The sequence below is a fragment of the Nereida sp. genome, from assembly GCF_965655635.1.
Lineage (GTDB): Bacteria > Pseudomonadota > Alphaproteobacteria > Rhodobacterales > Rhodobacteraceae > Nereida.
In genome coordinates this window covers 19,831-41,859 of record NZ_CBFHHE010000002.1, presented here as the reverse complement: position 1 = coordinate 41,859, position 22,029 = coordinate 19,831, and the positions used below count along the sequence as shown (strand labels likewise).

General features: G+C 53.4%; 17 protein-coding genes and 1 pseudogene. 9 read left to right on the top strand and 9 right to left on the bottom strand.

The genetic code is table 11. The features are described from left to right. Nucleotides 1-21 precede the first annotated feature (21 nt). The 5 genes from ACTF5M_RS00970 to coxB all read right to left on the bottom strand — a co-directional run bounded on the left by ACTF5M_RS00970 (nucleotide 22) and on the right by coxB (nucleotide 3,587). Nucleotides 22-822: a cytochrome c oxidase subunit 3 gene (locus ACTF5M_RS00970; RefSeq protein WP_438959246.1), complete on the bottom strand. Its 801-nt coding sequence runs from the start codon at nucleotides 820-822 to the stop codon at nucleotides 22-24. A 21-nt stretch (nucleotides 823-843) separates the two neighbouring features. After that, nucleotides 844-1,446: a cytochrome c oxidase assembly protein gene (locus ACTF5M_RS00965; RefSeq protein WP_438959330.1), complete on the bottom strand. Its 603-nt coding sequence runs from the start codon at nucleotides 1,444-1,446 to the stop codon at nucleotides 844-846. Nucleotides 1,447-1,451: 5 nt separating this feature from the next. Then, complete coding sequence (locus tag ACTF5M_RS00960) at nucleotides 1,452-1,646, bottom strand: hypothetical protein (protein ID WP_341246388.1); 195 nt, start codon at nucleotides 1,644-1,646, stop codon at nucleotides 1,452-1,454. Continuing rightward, nucleotides 1,646-2,590, bottom strand: a complete 945-nt coding sequence (cyoE, locus tag ACTF5M_RS00955) for a heme o synthase (RefSeq protein ID WP_438959245.1) — start codon at nucleotides 2,588-2,590, stop codon at nucleotides 1,646-1,648. The genes ACTF5M_RS00960 and cyoE overlap by 1 nt, the downstream gene beginning before the upstream one ends. A gap of 76 nt (nucleotides 2,591-2,666) precedes the next feature. Beyond that, nucleotides 2,667-3,587, bottom strand: coding sequence for a cytochrome c oxidase subunit II (gene coxB, locus ACTF5M_RS00950; protein WP_438959244.1), 921 nt, complete (start codon nucleotides 3,585-3,587; stop codon nucleotides 2,667-2,669). Nucleotides 3,588-3,781: 194 nt separating this feature from the next. Between coxB and tldD the strand changes: the two genes are divergently transcribed. The 9 genes and pseudogenes from tldD to pdeM all read left to right on the top strand — a co-directional run bounded on the left by tldD (nucleotide 3,782) and on the right by pdeM (nucleotide 15,911). After that, complete coding sequence (gene tldD, locus ACTF5M_RS00945; protein ID WP_438959243.1) at nucleotides 3,782-5,203, top strand: metalloprotease TldD; 1,422 nt, start codon at nucleotides 3,782-3,784, stop codon at nucleotides 5,201-5,203. Nucleotides 5,204-5,306: 103 nt separating this feature from the next. After that, a pseudogene (locus tag ACTF5M_RS00940) lies at nucleotides 5,307-5,762 on the top strand (DNA-processing protein DprA); the annotation flags it as partial. Between the two features lie 92 nt (nucleotides 5,763-5,854). Then, on the top strand, nucleotides 5,855-6,535 hold the full coding sequence (locus ACTF5M_RS00935; RefSeq protein WP_438959329.1) for a DNA-processing protein DprA: 681 nt from the start codon (nucleotides 5,855-5,857) through the stop codon (nucleotides 6,533-6,535). 160 nt (nucleotides 6,536-6,695) lie between these two features. After that, nucleotides 6,696-9,308, top strand: coding sequence for a type I DNA topoisomerase (gene topA / locus ACTF5M_RS00930; RefSeq protein WP_438959242.1), 2,613 nt, complete (start codon nucleotides 6,696-6,698; stop codon nucleotides 9,306-9,308). Between the two features lie 230 nt (nucleotides 9,309-9,538). After that, nucleotides 9,539-10,234, top strand: coding sequence for a CoA transferase subunit A (locus ACTF5M_RS00925; RefSeq protein WP_341246394.1), 696 nt, complete (start codon nucleotides 9,539-9,541; stop codon nucleotides 10,232-10,234). Between the two features lies 1 nt (nucleotide 10,235). Continuing rightward, nucleotides 10,236-10,859, top strand: a complete 624-nt coding sequence (locus ACTF5M_RS00920) for a 3-oxoacid CoA-transferase subunit B (protein ID WP_438959241.1) — start codon at nucleotides 10,236-10,238, stop codon at nucleotides 10,857-10,859. A gap of 493 nt (nucleotides 10,860-11,352) precedes the next feature. Further along, complete coding sequence (locus ACTF5M_RS00915; RefSeq protein ID WP_438959240.1) at nucleotides 11,353-12,618, top strand: pilus assembly protein N-terminal domain-containing protein; 1,266 nt, start codon at nucleotides 11,353-11,355, stop codon at nucleotides 12,616-12,618. Between the two features lie 159 nt (nucleotides 12,619-12,777). Next, on the top strand, nucleotides 12,778-15,213 hold the full coding sequence (locus ACTF5M_RS00910; protein ID WP_438959239.1) for a ligase-associated DNA damage response DEXH box helicase: 2,436 nt from the start codon (nucleotides 12,778-12,780) through the stop codon (nucleotides 15,211-15,213). A gap of 38 nt (nucleotides 15,214-15,251) precedes the next feature. Beyond that, complete coding sequence (pdeM, locus tag ACTF5M_RS00905; protein WP_438959238.1) at nucleotides 15,252-15,911, top strand: ligase-associated DNA damage response endonuclease PdeM; 660 nt, start codon at nucleotides 15,252-15,254, stop codon at nucleotides 15,909-15,911. A gap of 4 nt (nucleotides 15,912-15,915) precedes the next feature. Here pdeM and folD read toward each other — a convergent pair whose 3' ends face one another. From folD to tilS, 4 genes are all read right to left on the bottom strand, one after another. Then, entirely contained in the window at nucleotides 15,916-16,818 is a 903-nt protein-coding gene (folD, locus tag ACTF5M_RS00900; protein WP_438959237.1) for a bifunctional methylenetetrahydrofolate dehydrogenase/methenyltetrahydrofolate cyclohydrolase FolD, read from the bottom strand. An 84-nt stretch (nucleotides 16,819-16,902) separates the two neighbouring features. Further along, entirely contained in the window at nucleotides 16,903-18,579 is a 1,677-nt protein-coding gene (locus ACTF5M_RS00895; protein WP_438959236.1) for a formate--tetrahydrofolate ligase, read from the bottom strand. Between the two features lie 225 nt (nucleotides 18,580-18,804). Then, nucleotides 18,805-20,718, bottom strand: a complete 1,914-nt coding sequence (gene ftsH, locus ACTF5M_RS00890) for an ATP-dependent zinc metalloprotease FtsH (RefSeq protein WP_438959235.1) — start codon at nucleotides 20,716-20,718, stop codon at nucleotides 18,805-18,807. A gap of 89 nt (nucleotides 20,719-20,807) precedes the next feature. Then, nucleotides 20,808-22,022, bottom strand: a complete 1,215-nt coding sequence (tilS, locus tag ACTF5M_RS00885) for a tRNA lysidine(34) synthetase TilS (RefSeq protein ID WP_438959234.1) — start codon at nucleotides 22,020-22,022, stop codon at nucleotides 20,808-20,810. Between the last annotated feature and the right edge of the window lie 7 nt (nucleotides 22,023-22,029).

Here is a 22,029-nt window from a genome sequence, read left to right as displayed (position 1 = left end):
AATATCGCAAATCGCGGAGGGTTAGGCGCCCCAAACGTAGACGGCTGCAAACAGGAACAACCATACCACATCAACAAAGTGCCAATACCAAGCAGCAGCTTCAAAACCCACGTGCTTTTCTTGTGTGAAGTGACCACGCTGCAAGCGGATCAAACACACCAACAAAAAGATTGTACCGACAACAACGTGGAAGCCATGAAAGCCGGTCGCCATGAAGAAGTTCGCGCCGTAGATGTTACCCGCAAAACCGAAAGACGCGTGGGTATACTCATATACTTGGAACGCCGTGAAGATCAGGCCAAGCACGACCGCGAGGATCAAACCGTTTTTCATGTCCTTGCGGTTGTTTTCGTGCGCAAGAGCGTGGTGCGCCCAAGTTGCCGCCGCACCTGAACATAGCAGGATCAGCGTGTTGATAAGCGGCAAGTGCCATGGGTCGAATGTCTCAATACCTGCGGGCGGCCAAACACCGTCAACCGCAGGGGACATTGGGCCCATGGGGTACATGGCATGTTTGAAGAAAGACCAGAACCACGCTGCGAAGAACATAACTTCGGACATGATAAAGAAGATGAAGCCATAACGCAGACCAATAATGACGACAGGTGTGTGATCACCCGCTTGGCTTTCCGCAACTGTGTCTGCCCACCAAGCAAACATGGTGTAGAGCACGCCGACGAGGCCAATCAGAAAGAGCCAAGGACCGCTTTCGTGCATCCACAAAACAGCGCCATAAAGCATGATGAAGCCCGTTACCGAGCCGATGAAGGGCCACACACTGGGAGGCAAAACGTGATAATCGTGGTTTTTGACATTGGCCATTTTGTGTCTCTTTTCCGTGTCTTATTGTAGTTGTGATGTCAGGGGTGTTTCGGGGGTTGGTTCGATCAAAGCGGCCTGCTGATCATCAGCGTCCATGCCAGTTTGATCGTCCATCATATGAAATGTGTAGGACAGCGTAATCGTGTGCACATATTTGCCTTCGCGATCATTCACGATGTCAGGATCAACGTAAAAGTTGACCGGCATCGACATACGTTCGCCGGGCTGCAAAATTTGCTCTTCAAAACAGAAACACTGAATTTTGCTGAAATAGGCACCAGCAGCATATGGCGCCACGTTGTAGCTTGCAGTCCCGCGGATTGGTTTATCAGTCGGATTGTAAGCCTCGTAGAAGGCCATGCCGTCTTGACCGATTTTCAGCTCCATCTGGCGCTGCTCCGGTTTGAACTCCCACGGCATATCCCGAGCGGTTGATGCGTCAAAACGCACTTTGATCGTCTGATCTAGCACGCCTTCGGTGTTGCCCGTGCTGGCGTTTGTGGTGCCACCGTAGCCGGTCACACGGCAGAACAAATCATAGAGCGGCACAGAGGCCCACGCCAAAGCGCCCATAATCACGACAACGCCGACCAGCTTCTTTGCCGTGTTCAACTTTGAAGTCATTTCGGTCACTTAGCATCTCCCTCGGTCGTGACAGACGGACGAACAGCATGGTCAAACCCCTCAAGGCTGCTGCCTCCGGTGATTTTCACATAGGTCAATCCAAAAACAATCGCGATCAGCCCCACCAAAACCAGTGCAACAGCACCGTTGCGGCCTGAGCGGCGCGTGTGAAGTTCGTGTTCTTGACGGAAATACCCCATTACCAGCCTCCCAAACCGTATGGTGCCAGCATCACTTCCAGCAACAGCGCGCCGAAGTGGGCAAAAAGGTAATAAAGCGAGACTTTAAAGACTGATTTCTCAACTTTGTATTTGTCTGCTTCAGCCTGCGCCTCATCGCGGCGCCAGATGTCATAGGCACCCTTGAGGAACCAAATGTTGAAGAACAGCGCCACGGCCAAATAAACTGGCCCACCAATGCTAGTGAACGCAGTTCCTACGGCGACGGGAAACAGCAGCAGGGTGTAAACAAGAACGTGGATGCCTGTCGATTTGCGCCCATGGGTCACAGTCAGCATGGGTACGCGCGCATCATCGTAATCTGTCTTCATGAACAGTGCCAACGCCCAGAAATGCGGCGGTGTCCACATGAAGATGATCGCGAACATAAGTACCGCTTCAAGGCTCACCGACCCAGTCGCCACTACCCAGCCAATCATCGGGGGAAACGCGCCAGCTGCGCCACCAATCACGATGTTTTGGGGCGTCGCGCGCTTGAGCCACATCGAATAGATGACTGCATAAAAGAAGATGGTGAAGGCCAGCAAACCAGCAGCCACGGCGTTTGTCGCCAACCACAACAAGACGACCGAAAAGCCCGACAGCGCCAGACCAACGGCCAGCGCCTCGCCCGGCGTTACTTTGCCAGCCGGAATAGGGCGGCGGGCGGTGCGCTTCATGACGCTATCGATATCCGCGTCCCACCACATGTTTAGCGACCCGGACGCACCCGCACCAATCGCAATAAACAAAATGGCACAAAAACCAATGAACGGATGAACGCTTACAGGCGCGACCAAAAGACCAACAAGTGCTGTGAAAACAACGAGCGACATCACCCGCGGCTTCATCAGCGCGAAGTAGTCGCGGAACTCTGCCTCACCCTGAACGGGCTTTGCAGCTGCTTGCAGACTAGCGTCGGTCATTAGGTAGTCCCTTCGTTAAAGGGTCGAACCAACCGTTCGACCCTAAACCACCCTCCTACGAAAGGAGGGCAGAATGTTACTTAGAAGCGATCTGGTAGTCACCAGTAGTAACAGGTGCGATGCCTGCGTACTCTTCTTTCGCAGACGCAAGCCATGCTTCATATTCTGCTTCCGAAACCACTTTTACAGTGATTGGCATGTAGGCGTGGTCTTTACCGCAGAGCTCTGAGCACTGGCCAAAGTAAATGCCTTCTTTTTCAGCTTCGAACCACAGTTGTGCCAGGCGGCCCGGAACAGCATCTTGCTTCACGCCAAATGCGGGAATCGTCCATGAGTGGATCACATCCGCAGCCGTCACGGTCATCACTACAGTTTTGTTCACAGGCACAACGACTTGTGTGTCAGTTGCCAACAGCCATTCGCTGCGTGTGTAGCCGTATTCGGCCAGCATTTCTTCCATCGCTGCATCAAGGATGTAGGGTTGCACGCCGTTTGCTTCGCCAGCATCGGTGACCGTAGCGGGTTGGCCAATCATGTAGCTGTCGAATGCGAAACCTTCGTCTACGTACTCATAGCCCCAGAACCACTGGTAGCCTGTTACTTTAATGTTGATATCGGCCTCTGGGATGACTTGTTGCTTGAACAAAACGGGCAGTGAGAACGCACCGATGAAGACCAAAACGATGATCGGCACAACAGTCCACGCAACTTCCAAGGGTGAGTTATGTGTGAATGTCGCAGGCTCGGGGTTGCGGCGTCGGTTGTAGCGCACAGCAACTGCCACCAGCAAACCAGTTACGAAAAGCACGATAACCGCGATGATCACGTTGATCATACCGTCCAACCACTGAAGATCCCGCGCGAGTTCTGTTGCCGCGAATTGAAAGCCTGTGCCGCCCTCAACCGGTGCGCCGCGCACTACTTCTGAGTCCTGAGCCAATGCAGGCCCTGCCACGAACGCGGCAAAAGAGGCCGCCATGAAGGTCGAAAAACGCATTATATCTGCTTCCCGTTGTCTTAAGACGGTCTGTCCCGTCTGGTCCACTTCCACACGTCAGCTACCGATCGCATGGAATCCAATTGTATTCTGAGCGCTTAAAACCATATCTTGAATATAATCTCAAGATTTTGCGTTGCGGCAAACGGACGCTTTTTTGACCCAGATCAAATATTTCACACGTAGGGATGCTTATGACTGACGCGCCTTTCCGCCCTTTTGGAACAGCTTTAGACGCAAATGCAGCGCTTTCACAGCTGCAAACCGCGACCGCAGGCGCCGATGACGGCGAACTTTTTCTAGAACGCTCCCGCACTGAATCCATCGTTTTTGATGACGGCCGCGTGAAAAACGCCTCCTATAACGGCTCGGAGGGATTCGGGTTGCGCGCCGTGCGCGGAGAAGTGGCAGGTTATGCACATAGCTCTGAAATCTCCGAAGCAGCCATAGCGCGCTGCGTTGAAACCGCCCGCCTGGCCGTTGGTGACGGCGGTGGCGTATTGGCCGATGCACCTGCAGGGACCAACAAGAAACTCTACACTGATGAAAACCCACTCGACGGGATCGCTTTTGCGGCCAAAGTAGACACATTGGCCGAGATTGACGCCTTTGCCCGCGCACTTGATCCCCGCATCGTGCAAGTCAGCGCAACTTTGTCGGCCTCGTTTCAAGAAGTCGAAATCATGCGCCCTGATGGGGCGATCACCCGTGATGCCCGCCCCATGGCACGGCTCAACATCTCGGTAATCGTAGAAGACCAAGGGCGTCGCGAAAGCGGCGGTGTTGGCGGGGGCGGGCGCTATCTTATGGACGGGCTTATTGATCCGACCCACTGGCAACCGATGGTTCGTGAGGCGTTACGCGTCGCCCTAGTCAACCTTGATGCAGTGCCAGCGCCCGCAGGCATTATGGATGTGGTTCTGGGCAACGGCTGGCCGGGGATCTTACTTCATGAGGCCGTGGGCCACGGGCTTGAAGGGGACTTTAACCGCAAAGGTGCGTCTGCTTTTGCAGGGCTCATGGGCCAGCAAATCGCGGCAAAAGGCGTGACAGTTCTTGATGACGGCACCATCCCTGATCGTCGCGGCTCAATCACCGTTGATGACGAAGGCACACCCTCAGCCAAGAACGTACTCATCGATGACGGCATTCTGGTAGGCTACATGCAAGACCGCCAAAACGCCCGTTTGATGGGTGTTGAACCCACGGGCAACGGTCGCCGTCAATCGCATGCACACATACCCATGCCACGGATGACCAACACCTATATGCTAGGAGGCGATACCGCCCCCGGGGATTTGGTGGCAGACCTTAAAGACGGCATCTATGCGGTGGGCTTTGGCGGGGGCCAAGTGGACATTACTAACGGCAAATTTGTTTTCTCGTGTACCGAAGCCTACCGCGTGCGAAACGGCGTTGTGGGCGAGGCGGTCAAAGGTGCGACCCTTATTGGCGACGGCGCAATCGCAATGAAACAAATTCGTGGCATCGGAAATGACATGGCCCTTGATCCGGGCATGGGGTCTTGCGGCAAGCAGGGCCAATGGGTGCCCGTAGGTGTGGGACAGCCGAGCTTGATGATTGGCGGCCTGACGGTGGGCGGGTCGGCCACATAAGTCGATATACGCGGCGCAAGGACGCTTCCACAGCTTTAAGGCGAGTAATGCTACGTTAACCCGTTCGCGGTAGATGTGATTCTGTAAGCTGACGGAGCGACGGATGAACGAAGACACCCCTTCTTCCAATCACCCCCTACTCCCACCCACCATGGAAGAACATCGCATCGCGTGGCTCCGTCTCTTACGCTCACGCTGGGTTGGTATTGCCACATTCTACCGGCTGATAGGTGAACATGGTGATGCGCATACTGCGCTCGACGCACTTCCTGATATTGCTGGTGCAGCCGGAGTGCGTGGATACCTTGCGTGCCCCAAACAAGTAGTACTTGCCGAAATTGCTGCAGCTAAGCGCGCAGGTGCAACATTGCTTACCGTAGCAGACGCCGCCTACCCCGCGCACCTTAAAGCCATACCCGATGCGCCGCCCGTTCTTTGGGCCGTGGGCAACTTAAATGCGCTGCAAACCCCCTGTGTCGCCATGGTTGGATCGCGAAACGCGTCTTCACTTGGGATGCGTCTTGCCCCGAAAATTGCGGCTGAATTGGTTGAAGCTGGCATCACAATTGTCTCAGGACTTGCGCGCGGAATTGATACTGCCGCCACCAAAGTGCCCTTGATGCGAGCAGCCATCAATCAGGAGGCCGAACAATTGCCGTCCAAACCGGCGGCGTTGACTATATATATTCGACTGAAAACGCGCAGCTTCATCACGATATTGCCAGACGCGGTCTGCTCCTCTCTGAAGTGCCAATGGGGCTTGGACCAACCGCACGCCACTTTCCGTGCCGCAACCGTATCATCAGCGGCTTGGCACAGGCCGTGATCGTGGTTGAGGCCGCCGCAAAATCCGGCAGCTTGATCACCGCCCGCAACGCCGCCGATCAAGGCCGCGATGTGTTGGCCGTGCCCGGTCACCCCTTTGATGCACGCGCGTCCGACTGCAACATTTTGCTGCGTGACGGGGCTACTTTAATTCGCAACGCCGCCGATGTATTAGAAGTCCTTGGTACGCAGCAAACTTCGCCACAACCGAAAACCACAAGTGCGCAAAATAGTCTCACACTGACAAACTCTGCCATATCACAAACACGCATCGACGCGGCATCAACGCGCAAAGCAAAGACGCAAGATTTGCATGCTCAAATCCTGTCACGGCTCGGACCAACCCCTGCCGCACAAGATCAAATAACTCGCGATGTCGCACACAGTCAGAACCATCACGATCCAGCCCAGATCGGCGCGGCCATGCTTGAGCTTGAGCTTGAGATCGAAGGTCACATCATCCGTCACCATGGGAGAATGATATCTGCGCCCCCTGACCGGCCTTAGGAACAATAAGCCACGCGCTTGTTCATGTAATGTTAACGTTAGGTTGCCCTTGTATGAATGCGGTCAAACACCGCCCATGTACGAGTTGTGTTGACAAGCACCCCCTCACCACCACATCTACGTGCGAACTTAATTTCCCTTCCGAGTCGTTAGGACCATCATGCCAGTTGTTGTTGTAGAGAGCCCCGCAAAAGCGAAAACCATCAACAGCTATCTGGGGAGCGATTACACTGTTTTGGCCAGTTACGGCCACGTGCGCGACCTGCCACCCAAAGATGGCTCGGTTGACCCCGAGAACAATTTTGAAATGCAATGGGAAGTCGCAAGCGCGTCCAAAAAGCACGTCAAAGCAATTGCTGACGCGCTCAAAGATGATCCCAACTTGATACTTGCAACCGACCCCGACCGCGAAGGTGAAGCGATCTCTTGGCACCTTGAGGAAGCCCTGCGCAAACGCAAAATCCTTAAGAAAGATACCCCAGTTAGCCGCGTCGTGTTTAACGCAATCACTAAAACCGCCGTCACCGAAGCAATGAAGAACCCGCGCCAAGTTGACACGGAATTGGTCGAGGCATACCTCGCCCGTCGTGCGCTTGATTATCTGGTTGGTTTCAAACTGTCGCCCGTATTGTGGCGCCGCCTGCCTGGTGCGAAATCTGCGGGCCGCGTCCAATCAGTCACCCTGCGGCTGATCGTCGAGCGCGAGATGGAAATCGAGGTCTTTAAGAACCGCGAATATTGGTCAGTCGAAGCACTGCTTGAAACACCACGCGGCAAATCGGTTGAAGCGCGCCTGACGGTTCTGGCCGGTAAGAAGCTCGATAAATTTGACATTGAAAACGCAACGCAGGCCGAATTGGCCCAGCAAGCGATCAACAGCCGCGATATCTCGGTAAAGTCGGTTGAGGCCAAACCTACAAGCCGCAACCCCTCTGCCCCGTTCATGACATCGACCCTGCAACAAGAAGCCAGCCGCAAGTTTGGCATGGGCGCACGGCAAACTATGAACGCCGCTCAGCGTCTCTATGAAGCCGGTCTTATCACCTATATGCGGACCGATGGCATCGACATGGCTCCCGAAGCGGTTCACGAAGCCCGCGCAGCAATCAAGACCAAGTTCGGCGAAGATTTCGTCCCGGCTTCCCCGCGCATGTACAAAAACAAAGCCAAAAACGCACAAGAAGCTCACGAATGTATCCGCCCCACAGACATGATGCGCAGCGCGGACGACATCAAAGTAACCGAGGCAGATCAGCGCAAGCTGTATGACCTGATCTACAAACGGACCATCGCCAGCCAAATGTCTGCCGCCAGAATGGAGCGCACAACCGTTGATTTTGGGAGTGCTGATGGTCAGGTCGAGTTGCGCGCTACAGGGCAAGTTGTGATTTTCGAAGGCTTCTTGAAAGTCTATGAAGAAGGCCGCGATGACGACGCTGTTGTTGATGATGACGATAAGCGCCTGCCCCAAGTGAACGAGGGCGAGGCGATGACCAAAGCCTCTGTCACCCCCGAGCAACACTTCACGCAGCCACCGCCCCGCTATACTGAGGCAACACTGGTCAAGCGGATGGAAGAGTTGGGCATTGGCCGCCCCTCAACATACGCTTCGATCGTGACAACCATTCAGGACCGCGAATACGTGCGCAAGGACAAGAACCGCCTCTTCCCTGAGGACAAAGGCCGCTTAGTTACTGCGTTTCTGACAAATTATTTCCGCAAATACGTAGGCTATGACTACACCGCGTCTCTTGAAGAGCAACTCGACCACGTAAGCGCAGGCGAGGCAGACTACAAAAAGCTACTCGATACATTCTGGCGCGACTTCAAAGCGACGATTGATGAGGCGATGGACAACTCGATTACGGATGTGCTGGAGAAAATCAACGACGTCCTTGCACCGCATATCTTCCCAGACGAAGGCGACGGCAAAGACCCACGTCTATGCCCCAATTGTGAACAAGGCCGCTTATCTATGCGCACCGCACGCGCCGGTGGTGCGTTTATTGGCTGTTCACGATACCCCGAATGCAAATACACCCGTCCCTTCGGCCCACCGGACCCCGAGGCAGAAGCAAGTGCTATCCCGCCCGAAGGTAAGTTGTTGGGTGAGGATGCAGGCGATAACATCTGGATCCACAAAGGACGCTTTGGCCCCTACGCACAGCGCGGCGAAGTGACGGACGACAACAAAAAGCCACCACGCCAATCTGTGCCCAAAGAATGGAAGCCAGAGGAGTTGGACCTTGCGACAACGGTCAAATTGCTTGCCCTGCCCCGCTTGATCGGCCCGCACCCCGAAGATGGCGTAAATGTATGGGCTAATATTGGCCGCTACGGACCGTACCTCAAGCACGCTGAAACAACCTCGGACCGTGGCGGAACCAATGCCAACCTTGAGGGCCTTGATGAGGTTTGGGAAGTTGGCATGAACCGTGCGGTTCAACTGTTAGCCGAAAAAGTTGCCAGCCGCGGAGGGCGTGGCGCGCCAGCCAAAGTTCTAAAGGATTTAGGCGATCACCCCGATGGCGGGAACATCTCAATCCGCGAGGGTAAATATGGTCCTTACGTCAAGTGGGAGAAAGTAAACGCGACCATTCCCAAAGAGACCAACGCCGAAGATGTTAACATCGATATGGCGCTTGAATGGATTGCCGAAAAAGAGGCTAAAAAGGGCACGAAGAAACGCGCGCCAGCGAAAAAGAAAGCTCCGGCGAAGAAGGCTACGGCGAAAAAACCAGCTGCCAAAGAGAAAGCAGCCCCTAAAAAGTAATTGAAAGCCGTCAGCCTAACCTCGGGTTTAGTGGCTTCATTTTATCTGGGCTCGCGAAGTCAGGTGTTCGTGCCGTTTCAATTCATTTCTTTGATGCATTTATGAACTAAGCACCTTCGGCGACTCAACTCCTCACCTCAAATTGCAACCGGTTGCAATTTATGCTGCAAGCGCATTGACTCTCTGCTGCTGGACGCTTTCTATATGATAGAAATTTAGAGGTCGGTTTGATGAAGAAAATCTATCCAGACGCGGCGAGTGCTCTTGAGGGTGTTTTGCGCGACGGCATGTTTATTGCGGCCGGCGGGTTCGGGCTGTGCGGCATTCCCGAGTTGCTATTGCAGGCAATCAAGGAGGCGGGCACAAAGGATTTGACCTTTGCATCCAACAACGCCGGCGTTGATGATTTTGGCATCGGGATTTTGCTGCAAACCCGTCAGGTCAAGAAAATGATCTCGTCCTACGTTGGCGAAAACGCCGAGTTTATGCGCCAATACCTGTCGGGTGAATTGGAGCTGGAGTTTAACCCCCAAGGCACTTTGGCTGAACGGATGCGCGCGGGCGGCTGTGGTATTCCCGGATTTTACACCAAAACTGGCGTAGGCACCGTGATTGCAGAAGGCAAAGACCACCGCGATTTTGGCGGAGAAACCTACATAATGGAGGAAGGCATTTTTGCCGATTTATCCATCGTGAAGGCATGGAAAGCCGATGAGACTGGCAATGCGATATTCCGCAAAACAGCGCGCAACTTTAATCCGCCAGCGGCTATGTGCGGCAAGATGTGTGTGCTGGAAGTAGAAGAAATTGTGCCCGTCGGCAGCCTTGACCCCGACCACATCCACCTTCCCGGCATCTACGTGCACCGCTTGATCCAAGGCGAGCATGAAAAGCGGATTGAGCAACGAACCGTGAGGAGCGCATAACATGTGGGATCGCAATCAAATGGCTGCACGCGCAGCACTTGAGCTTGAAGACGGCACGTATGTGAACCTCGGGATCGGCATTCCCACTTTGGTACCGAATTTTATTCCTGAGGGCGTTGAGGTGACGCTGCAATCAGAAAACGGCATGCTTGGTATGGGCCCTTTCCCGACCGAGGACGCAGTTGACGCCGACTTAATCAACGCAGGCAAGCAGACCATTACAGAGCTGCCCAACACTGCCTACTTTGACAGCGCTACTTCCTTTGGGATGATCCGCGGCGGCAAGATTGCCATGGCCATTCTGGGCGCCATGGAGGTGGATGAGAACGGTGATCTGGCGAACTGGATGATCCCGGGCAAGCTGGTCAAAGGCATGGGGGGCGCGATGGATCTGGTGGCTGGTGTGGGCCGTGTTGTGGTGGTCATGGATCACACCAACAAACACGGTGACAGCAAGCTGCTTAAGAAATGCACCCTGCCTTTAACGGGCCAAGCAGTGGTAGACCGCATCATCACCAACTTGGGCGTTTTGGACGTGGTAGAGGGCGGTCTGCGGATAGTTGAGACCGCCGAAGGCGTGAGCGAAGAACAACTACGCGCAGCAACGCAAGCCACGATTGTTTAACAGGCTTGGGGCACCGATCCCGTTAGAGACGGACGTATCTAGCCGAAAAAATGGGCGCGCCAATGGTGCGCCCTTTGTCGAAGGCACAGCTTAGCCACGCTCACTTTGCCAGATAATCCGATCAAGCCCTGCAAACCGCCGCATGCGATCAAGTTCGGCATCAAGCTTTACAGCCAAACGGCTCATGGTACGGCAGTTTCACCACATTCAGCGCACTTGAAATCCTGTTATCAATTCAGCATTGAACTTAATGGTTACAACGGTTGTCACACCATGACTTTGGTGGGTTAACTAATTGACTTGGTCCATCTGTAACTAATGGAGAGAACCTCAATTGGATCCCGGCTATTCGTGTACGTTAAAATCGTTAACATGAACATGGCCAAAAAGATTGAAGAAATCATGGCATAAAACTCAGCAATGCTGTTACTCGATTGCAAAGCGATACAAATTACATTCTCATAACGTAAATGCAAATTAATGGGCAGACGCGGTGAAAACACTTACTTTTAGCAAGATGATACTTACTATTACATTGCTTCTGACGCATCTCTTTGGCTCCAATGTCTCTGCTGAAGTCTTGCAGACTTTATCAGGCGCACCTTCAAGTGCTATCTATGTAACCAAAAATCAAGCTGTTGTTGTTAAAGCAGCTGAGCCTTTTGCTGAACTAAGTATTGCAAACCCAAACATTGCCGACATTTCGACAATATCCCATCGTACAGTATACATACTTGGCAAGACATTAGGGCAAACGACCATTACATTTTTAGACAAAGAAGGCGCACTAATTACAAACGTGAATGTCCATGTGACACCAGACATAGTGGAACTTAAGCAACGTCTGGCAGAAATTCTTCCGAATGAAAAAATCGAAGTTAACACGGCCAACGATGGGATCGTACTATACGGGCTCGTATCTTCCACCAAAAATATTGCGCGAGCGATGAACTTAGCCCAAAGATACGCTCCGGAAGCAACCTCAAATTTGATGCGAATTGCAGAACCAGTTAGTGTGAGACTGTCTATCCGGCTTACAGAAATGCGTCACAATGTCAGAAAAACGCTTAACTCATTGATGTTGGAAAGCTCTTTCGTGGACGAAAGTAGCGCTAGGGAGCAAAATAAACAACCAGTCTTACCAAGGACTGAAAAGACGGATCAGAGCTCGGACCCTACAAATTTTACGGCTAACGCCTTCAAGCCTACAATATCAGTACTAGATACAAACGATGATGACATCGAGATGCTGCTTCATGCATTGGAGCAAAAGGGTGTGGTGAGGGCCTTAACTGAGACCGAAGTCGAAATATCTGAAGGCGAATATTTAGATTTGTTAGCAAAACGTGATTTTTTAATGCCCATTAACAACATCAATGGTGATGTCGAGGTTAAGGCCAAGCCTCTTGGAATACATTTAAGAATACAACCTCACATTGGAGAAGGTAGTTTACTCGAGCTAGCAGCGACATTATCAGCATCGAGCATCGAAAATGTGAGCCAGATCAACAAAAAAACGTTTGAACATAATGATTTTCAGACCCGAACCGTCAGCAAAACCATGAGGCTTTTTGAAGACCAAAGTATAATGATCACTGACCTCATAGAAGATGATCTGAAAAAGCTTGCCAGTCATAAGAATATCCTTCGTGATATCCCTTTTATTGGTTCAATTTTCGAAAGCCCTGATTTCCTAAACAGCCAATCAGAACTCGCAATTATTATCACGCCAAGTATCACAAGCTCGAAAGACGAATAATTCCTCCCAAACCAAGCGGATTATGTGAGGTCCGATCTGTCACTGATTTCCTGACAATGACGCGACGATATCCAAACTTGATGACTAAGGGTACAACAGATTCGTAAGTAAACTCACTAGAAACATAGATTTTCGAAAAGGAAATCTATCTACTAAAGCATGGAGTTACCAAACCAGATAAAAGTGTGGTTCTCGGCGCGCGGATGGCACTTGCACCAGCACCAACAGGACATGTTGGACTGTGCCGATGATCCCGCCACGCTGCTCATCGCGCCAACGGGGGGTGGCAAAACCATGGCTGGTTTTCTGCCCACCCTGTCCGAGTTAGCGACGACCGAGCACAAGGGGCTCCACACGCTTTACGTAAGCCCTCTCAAAGCTCTGGCAGCGGATATCAAGCGCAACCTTCGAACACCCGTCGATGAAATCGGCCTGCCCATCCGCATTGAAGACCGAACCGGCGACACAACACAAACCCAGAAAAAGCGCCAACGCGCTGACCCGCCCCACATCCTGTTGACCACGCCAGAATCCCTCGCGCTTTTGATCAGCTATCCCGATGCGCCGCGCATGTTCAAAGGCCTACAGCGGATTGTCATTGATGAAATCCACGCATTATCGGAATCCAAACGTGGGGATCAGTTATTTCTGGCTCTCAGTCGTTTGCAAGCAATGTGTCCTGATCTTCGCCGTGTTGGGCTGTCCGCCACCGTTGAAGACCCTGCCGCGATTGCGCATCTGATGGCGCGTCACCCTGATCCGTGCAAAATTTTACACGCCGAGGCCGGTGCCCCGCCAGATATTGAAATGCTGGAAATTGATGAAGCGCCTCCTTGGGCAGGCTCTGGTGGGCGGTATGCGATACCAAGTGTCCTTCGTGAAATAGCACGGCACAAAACCACACTAATCTTTCACAACACCCGCGCTCAAGCCGAGCTGTTCTTTCATGATTTATGGCTGGCCAATGAGGCACAGCTGCCGATCGCCATCCATCATGGCAGCTTAGCGCGAGAGCAGCGTGAAAAAGTCGAAAGCGCCATGGCTACGGGCGCTCTGAAAGCCGTTGTGTGCACAGGCTCACTCGACCTTGGGATTGATTGGGGCGACGTTGATTTGGTCATTCAGCTCGGTGCCCCAAAGAACGTCAAACGCCTTGTCCAAAGGATCGGGCGCGCCAACCACAGATACAACGCGCCTTCCAAAGCACGGCTGGTTCCCGCGAACCGCTTTGAGGTGATGGAATGTATCGCGGCACTGAACGCCGTACGGGATCATGATCTTGATGGTGACCCGCGCGGCAGTGGCCCCCGTGATGTCTTATGCCAACACATTCTCATCCGGGCGTGTGCGGGCCCGTTTAACGCCGATGACCTTTATGCTGAGATCATAAGCGCAGGCGCTTATACCGCGCTATCACGGGCGCAATTTGATGACTGTTTGGAATTTTGTGCCACCGGTGGCTATGCCTTACGTGCCTACGATCGGTGGCAGCGATTACTACAGACCGCAGACGGCAACTGGCAATTGCGCGACCCGCGCGCCAGTCAGCGGATCCGTATGAACATTGGTACCATTCAAGATACCGACACGCTTAGAGTAAGACTAAAGAACCGCATGGGCGGCAAACCTTTGGGCGAGGTTGAGGAAGGGTTTGCTGCAACACTCACCGCGGGCGATACGTTTTTGATTGGTGGCCAAGTTGTTCGGTATGAGGGGCTGCGCGAGATGACCGTTGAAGTCACACGACGCGGCGGTGACAAACCAAAGATTGCAACGTTTCTGGGCACCAAGTTTGCCACATCCACCCAACTTTCCGAGCGCATCTTGATGATGTTCCAACAACAAGACTGGCCCGAGCTTCCCCCCGCCACCCGCGACTGGCTGAACCTTCAACGAAAAGCTAGCCAGCTTCCTTCACCCGACCGATTGATGATCGAGAGTTTTCCCCACGACGGGCGCGCGCAGACAGTGATTTACGGTTTTGCGGGCCGCAATGCACAACAGACCCTTGGCCTTTTGCTGACCAACAAGATGGAAGAGGCAGGTCTGGGCCCGTTGGGTTTTGTGGCAACCGACTATGCCACACTTATCTGGTCGCTTGATCCCGTAACCAACCCACATCAAATGCTTAATCCCGCCACAATGCGTGACGGTCTTGAGACATGGTTGGCGGGCAACGCCGTGATGAAGCGAACTTTCAAAGCAAGCGCAACCATAGCAGGTCTCATTGAACGCAACTTGCCGACCGCACGCAAATCGGGCCGCCAAGCGACCTTTAGCAGCGACATCCTATACGACACGTTACACAAATATGACCCAGACCACGTAATGATGCAGATCACCCGCGAAGAGGCCATGCGCGGCTTGGTCGACTTTGGCCGAATTGAGCAAATGTTAAGCCGCGTGGAAGACCGCATCGACCTGATCACCCTGGGTCGGATCAGCCCCCTGTCTGCGCCCCTCGTTTTGGAAGCAGGCCGTGTACCCGTGCGCGGCTTGGCGGAAGAACGGCTTATGGCAGATGAGGCAGAACGCCTGATGTCAGCGGCAGGTGTGCCAACGACGGCACCAAAAAGATGGGCCGTACCTTTCTAACCCTTGCGGCTGCGCACAGAACGCGGCACGACAACCACATGGCAAGCTACCAATTCATTTTTCAAGGTTACACCCTAGAGGCGCGCGGCGACGGCGCGCTGTTTTGGCCCGCTGAGAACATGCTAGTCGTGTCTGATCTCCATCTTGGAAAATCCGAGCGTATCGCGCGGCGCGGCGGGTCGTTGCTTCCCCCCTATGAGACCGATGACACGCTCAGTCGCCTCGACACGGCAATCAATCAAACTAACCCGGCCCATGTGGTTTGTCTTGGTGACAGCTTCGATGACTTAACTGCCGCAGGCCAACTTGATGAGCGGCATCAAACATGGATCACACGGCTGCAAGCAGGCCGCATGTGGACGTGGATCGAGGGAAATCATGATGCGGGCGAAACAGCGTTTGGTGGCACGCATATCGCTCAGCTGACGCATGACAGGCTGATATTTACACATATCGCCACACCAAAAACCGGCGAAATATCTGGGCACTATCATCCCAAGGCAACGATCAATCTACGTGGGCGGGCTGTAACGCGCCCAGCGTTTCTTTATGACGAATGCCACCTCATGTTACCGTCATTCGGCACCTATACGGGCGGGCTAAAAACAACAGACCCGGCTTTGAGCCAACTATTCACAAAAACGGCGCGGGCCATTTTAACAGGACCCACGCCGATTGAAATTCCGATGCCGCGTTAGATAATTACGCGGTAAGGCCCTCTGGCTCCGCAAGGCCATTCGCGCGACAGCACGCCGTAACCGTATTGGCCAACAAACAGGCAATTGTCATGGGGCCAACGCCGCCCGGAACCGGCGTGATAGCACCGGCCACTTCGGCACAACTGGCGTAATCAACGTCGCCCACAAGGCGGGTTTTACCCTCACCTTTTTCAGGCGCGTCAATTCGGTTAATGCCCACATCGATCACAGTCGCACCTTGCTTGATCCAATCGCCAGGCACCATCTCAGGACGCCCGACTGCAGCAACAACAATATCAGCCGCCCGCACAACATCAGCCAAATCTTTCGTGCGCGAATGTGCAATGGTCACCGTGGCGCTGTCATGCAGCAAAAGTTGGGCCATCGGTTTGCCCACGATATTGGAACGTCCGATCACCACAGCATTCATCCCACTGATCGAGCCATGATGATCCCGCAGCATCATCAAACAACCAAGCGGCGTACAAGGCACCATTGATTTTTGCCCAGTCCCGAGCAGCCCAACATTAGAAATGTGGAAGCCGTCGACGTCCTTGGCAGGAGAAATCGAGTTGATAATAAGGTCTTCATCCAAATGCTTTGGCAGCGGCAGCTGACACAAAATGCCGTGTACCGCAGGATCGTTGTTTAGCTTTTCAATCAGAGCAAGCAGGTCTTCTTCCGAAGTATTCACGTCAAGCTTGTGTACAAAACTATTCATGCCAACTTCGACAGTCATCTTACCTTTGGAGCGCACATAGACTTGGCTTGCCGGATCTTCGCCCACCAGCACAACCGCAAGGCCAGGTGTAATGCCGTTTTCGTCTTTCAGGCGTGTGACGTGATCGGCCACTTTGGCACGTACGCGCGCTGCAAATTCTTTACCGTCAATAACTGTAGCAGTCATTTTTCATCTCTTCTTTTGTTTTCAAATATCCTCACCGAAGGTCAAAGCGCGCTTGGCTCAATGCCGCGCGCGCTTTGGTTTCAATCAGAATAGGCCTTCGATTTGGCCGTCATCATTCAGGTGGATATTTTCTGCAGACGGAACGCGCGGCAAACCTGGCATGGTCATGATTTCACCGCAAACAACCACAACAAAACCTGCACCGGCGCTCAGGCGTACTTCACGCACCGGCACCGAGTGACCAACGGGCGCACCGCGCAGGTTCGGGTCCGTGCTGAACGAGTATTGCGTCTTGGCCATACAGATCGGCAAGTGCCCATAGCCCTGCTCTTCCCAAAGTTTCAACTGATCGCGAATTTTCTGATCCGCCAGAACTTCGTCAGCGCGGTAGATTGTCTTGGCGATTGTGTTGATTTTCTCCATCAACGACATGTCATCTGGATAAATCGGGGCAAACTGGGCTGCCCCACTTTCGGCAATCTCGGCCACACGTTTTGCCAAAGCCTCAGAGCCTTCAGAGCCCAATTCCCAGTGCCGTGAAAGAATAGCTTCGGACCCCTGGGTCGCAACGTAATCCTTAACTGCCTGAACCTCGGCGTCCGTGTCCGTAACGAAATGGTTGATCGCAACAACCACAGGCACGCCGAATGATTTGAGGTTGCCAATGTGGCGCCCAAGGTTCGCACAGCCTTCTTTCACCGCATCAACGTTTTCAGCGCCAAGGTCCGCTTTCGCTATGCCACCGTTCATTTTCATTGCCCGCACAGTTGCAACCAAAACAACGCAGTCTGGTGCAAGGCCAGCTTTGCGGCACTTGATGTTCATGAATTTTTCGGCGCCAAGGTCCGCGCCAAATCCTGCTTCGGTCACAACAAAATCTGCAATTTTGAGCGCAGTGTTCGTAGCAATCACAGAGTTACAGCCGTGTGCAATATTGGCAAACGGACCGCCATGTACAAACGCAGGGTTATTCTCAAGTGTCTGAACAAGGTTAGGCTGCATCGCATCTTTCAGAAGTACGGTCATAGCACCATCGGCCTTGATATCGCGGCAAAACACAGGGGTACGGTCACGGCGGTAAGCCACGATCATGTCGCCAAGACGCTGCTGCAAGTCCTTGAGGTTGTTGGCTAGGCACAAGATCGCCATAACTTCGGATGCAACCGTAATGTCAAAACCAGCTTCACGCGGAAAGCCGTTTGCCACGCCGCCCAACGAAGCGGTGATCTGGCGGAGGGCGCGATCATTCATGTCTACAACGCGCTTCCACTGAACACGGCGGATATCGATTTCCTGCTCGTTGCCCCAATAAATGTGGTTGTCGATCATTGCAGAAAGCAGTGAGTGCGCCGAGGTAATCGCGTGGAAGTCACCGGTAAAGTGCAGATTCATGTCTTCCATCGGGACGATTTGCGCGTAACCACCACCCGCAGCGCCGCCCTTCATGCCGAAGTTCGGCCCAAGCGATGCTTCACGGATACAAACAGCCGCTTTTTTGCCAATGCGGTTCAGACCATCCCCAAGGCCCACGGTTGTTGTGGTTTTGCCTTCGCCCGCCGGAGTTGGGTTGATTGCAGTCACAAGGATCAGTTTACCACTCTCGTTACCTTGAACGGAGTCGATGAATTTCTGGCTGACCTTGGCTTTATCGTGGCCGTAGGGAAGCAGATCATCAGAACCAATGCCCAGTTTTGCGCCAATCTCTTGGATCGGCTTCTTCTTCGCTTCGCGCGCAATTTCGATGTCGGTCTTATATGCCATGGCGCAGGGTTCCCTATTGATGTCCACGTTTCGTTGAGTCGTTGGTAGAGCCATCATTTGAAATCACGCCCGTCGATTCCGACAATTTTCGGCGCGTCACCGTCCACCGCCGTATACGAAGTTTCCGATTTGCATCATTCTCAGCTGGAGCAGTCACCTGTCCAAAAAGAAAAAGCCCCGCCGAAATCATCGACGGGGCTTTCAAAATTAGCACATAAAGCTGGCCTAAGTCGGCTCGGGCAAGCCACCTTCATCGCCAGATGACGGCTTGCGGCGCTTGGCTTTTGGCACCGCTGTGACAGATGGCGCAGAACCGTCGTCCTTGTCATCCTCATCATTGCTCAGATGTGGTGGCTCGCCGCGCATCACACGCTTGATTTCTTCGCCAGTGAGCGTTTCGTACTCCAACAGCCCTTGAGCAAGGCGCTCAAACTCTTCGGATTTTTCCCGAATAATCTCAGCCGCTTTATCGTAGCCGCGTTGGATAAATCCGCGCACTTCTTCCTCAATCAACTCTTTGGTGTTGGCCGAGACTGAGAAACCAGCAGTGTTGCCAGAGTATCCTTCAGCAGCTTCTGCATAGTCGATGTTGCCAACTTTGTCAGACATGCCCCACCGCAGCACCATTGCACGGGCGAGTTGGCTAGCCTGCTGAATGTCGCCAGCAGGTCCGTTTGACACAGCATCCTCACCATATTTAAAGATTTCGGCCGCTTTGCCGGCCATAGTCATGGCAAGGCGCTGGTGGCATTCATCTTTAAACATGTTCAGACGGTCCATTTCCGGTAAGCTCATAACCATGCCCAAAGCACCGCCGCGCGGAATAATTGTTGCCTTATAAACAGGATCACACTTCGGCAGACTGATACCAACGATGGCGTGACCTGCTTCATGGTATGCGGTCATTTCTTTTTGCTCGGCTGTCATGACCATGCTGCGGCGCTCTGCACCCATCATGACTTTGTCCTTAGCCGATTCAAAATCTTCCATCGTAACAAAACGGCGTCCAACACGCGCTGCCATCAAAGCAGACTCGTTCACAAGGTTCGCCAGATCCGCTCCCGAAAAACCAGGCGTGCCGCGTGCTATAATGCGCAAGTCAACATCAGGGCTAAGCGGTGTTTTGCGTGCGTGTACACCCAAAATTTTCTCACGACCTTTGATATCTGGGTTAGGCACAGTGACTTGACGATCAAAACGACCAGGACGCAACAACGCCGGATCAAGCACGTCGCGACGGTTTGTAGCCGCAACAATGATAACGCCTTCGTTTGCTTCAAAGCCGTCCATCTCAACCAACAGTTGGTTCAGCGTTTGCTCACGTTCGTCGTTACCGCCGCCGTATCCAGAACCACGCGCGCGGCCGACTGCGTCAATTTCGTCGATGAACACAATGCAAGGCGCGTTCTTTTTAGCATCCGCAAACATGTCACGGACACGCGACGCGCCAACACCTACAAACATCTCAACGAAGTCCGACCCCGAAATAGTAAAGAAGGGTACACCAGCCTCACCCGCGATTGCACGTGCGAGAAGGGTTTTACCCGTACCCGGGGGGCCAACAAGAAGCGCCCCTTTGGGGATTTTACCACCCAAGCGGCTGAATTTCTGTGGGTTACGCAAGAACTCAACAATCTCTTCGAGCTCTTCTTTAGCTTCATCGATACCGGCAACGTCATCAAACGTTACACGACCATGTTTTTCTGTCAGCAACTTGGCCTTAGATTTCCCAAAGCCCATCGCCCCGCCTTTGCCGCCACCTTGCATACGCTGCATGAAGAAAATCCACACACCGATCAGCAACAAGATTGGCAATAGATTAAAGAGCAGCGCTTGGAAGCCACTGGTTTCTTGTGATTTTGCCTCAAACGGAATGTCGCTGGCCAACAAAAGATCAGTCACTTCCGCGTCGCGCGGCATGATCGTTGTGTAATCACGGCCATCGGTCCCACGGTAAGTGACCCGTTCACCGTCAACGCGGGCATTGGCCACTTCGTTACCTTCAATGGCGTCTACAAACTGAGAATAGCTAACTTCAGAGCTGTTTGCCGTGCTTTGGCCGCCTCCAACAAGTTGGAATAGGGCCAGCACAAGCAGGCCAAGAACGATCCAAAAGGCGAAATTTCGCGCGTTACCCAAGGGAGGTCTCCTCAATGTGGGGAATCGCATCACCCCCTAAAGGGCGTGCATAACTGTTAGCTTTTAAAATAGAGACTACATCCCCAACTTCAATGCGTTAAAAGGGAACTGATATAAGATGTCGCGCATTTTGCGCTCCATGCGGCATTAAATGAGGCCAAAGGAGCGGCAATTAGCCGGTCTGCGCGCCAAACAGATGGTGACGCCATCAATGAACGGCGCGGCAATCCTGCGGCGCGCCAGTCCGGCAATTGGCCCAAGCCTTCTTCACCCAACGCGCGCACCTCATCGCCCAACTCGGCTGGGCCAGCAAGCTGCCAGCGGCCATCCCACAGCGCGCTCGGTTGGGCGGTTGCATCCCAAACCGCGTTAAATTCACGGCCAATGCGAATATCTGCTGCACCGGCCGTAATCAGACAGCCGTGAAGCGTTTTGGTCTGTCGCATATCGATCGCCTGCGCGACCTCCACCAAGGCATCATGGCGCGGTGTGTAATCCGCACTGGCCACCCATTGAAGAGCACCGTTCAAAAGGCGGCGCTGCAATTCAGGATGCGCAATAGAGAACCGTTTGGCGTCAATGATGACGTCGCCTGCTTCCTCGTGTGTGATCCGGTCAGCAAGCTCATAGACGGCCTGCCCCAAGGCGGACCGCTCAGCACGCAACTTAGCAGCGACACTGCCCAGCACATCTGACGTGATCCCCATTTCACCCAAATTCTCAAGCAGCTGGCGTGCCTTTACGCGGTCAAATGCATCATTGTCATTGGACGGATCATCAACCCACGCGACACCCATTTCATGCAAGTAGTGCCGTAGGTCGGCACGGCCCACGTCCAACAGCGGTCGATCAAAGCGCATCCCATTTTTGTCCGCACGTGCGGCCATGGCCGCCAGACCATCAACACCAGACTTACGGGCCAGCCGCATCAGGAATGTCTCCGCCACATCATCGCGGGTATGTCCAAGTGTCACAAAATCAACACCGCGCTTTTTACCCCAACGCGCCAAAAGGCCATAGCGCGCACGGCGCGCTTCGTCTTGGACATTGCCACTGCCGTTCCATGCGGCCCAACGCAGCGTATCATGTGGAATATTGAGGGCCGCACAAATGCGGCCAACATAGGCGGCCTCCTCAGCCGCCTCTTTTCGCAAACCATGATCGACCGTGGCCGCAACAATCTTTGCACGCCCCCAGTCGTTCAACAGATGCAGCAGAGCAAGGCTGTCAGACCCGCCAGATACCGCCACACCAATTAACGCGGGCGGTTCCCAGCCATACAGCTGATCCAGTTTGTCGATCAAAACAGCC

Coding starts and splice junctions, on each gene's coding strand:
- topA (WP_438959242.1), top strand. CDS start 6,696: ATGCCAGTTGTTGTTGTAGAGAGCCCCGCAAAAGCGAAAACCATCAAC.
- cyoE (WP_438959245.1), bottom strand. CDS start 2,590: ATGACCGACGCTAGTCTGCAAGCAGCTGCAAAGCCCGTTCAGGGTGAG.
- ACTF5M_RS00925 (WP_341246394.1), top strand. CDS start 9,539: ATGAAGAAAATCTATCCAGACGCGGCGAGTGCTCTTGAGGGTGTTTTG.
- ACTF5M_RS00965 (WP_438959330.1), bottom strand. CDS start 1,446: ATGACTTCAAAGTTGAACACGGCAAAGAAGCTGGTCGGCGTTGTCGTG.
- ACTF5M_RS00895 (WP_438959236.1), bottom strand. CDS start 18,579: ATGGCATATAAGACCGACATCGAAATTGCGCGCGAAGCGAAGAAGAAG.
- coxB (WP_438959244.1), bottom strand. CDS start 3,587: ATGCGTTTTTCGACCTTCATGGCGGCCTCTTTTGCCGCGTTCGTGGCA.
- ACTF5M_RS00960 (WP_341246388.1), bottom strand. CDS start 1,646: ATGGGGTATTTCCGTCAAGAACACGAACTTCACACGCGCCGCTCAGGC.
- pdeM (WP_438959238.1), top strand. CDS start 15,252: ATGGCAAGCTACCAATTCATTTTTCAAGGTTACACCCTAGAGGCGCGC.
- tldD (WP_438959243.1), top strand. CDS start 3,782: ATGACTGACGCGCCTTTCCGCCCTTTTGGAACAGCTTTAGACGCAAAT.
- ACTF5M_RS00910 (WP_438959239.1), top strand. CDS start 12,778: ATGGAGTTACCAAACCAGATAAAAGTGTGGTTCTCGGCGCGCGGATGG.
- folD (WP_438959237.1), bottom strand. CDS start 16,818: ATGACTGCTACAGTTATTGACGGTAAAGAATTTGCAGCGCGCGTACGT.
- ACTF5M_RS00970 (WP_438959246.1), bottom strand. CDS start 822: ATGGCCAATGTCAAAAACCACGATTATCACGTTTTGCCTCCCAGTGTG.
- ACTF5M_RS00920 (WP_438959241.1), top strand. CDS start 10,236: ATGTGGGATCGCAATCAAATGGCTGCACGCGCAGCACTTGAGCTTGAA.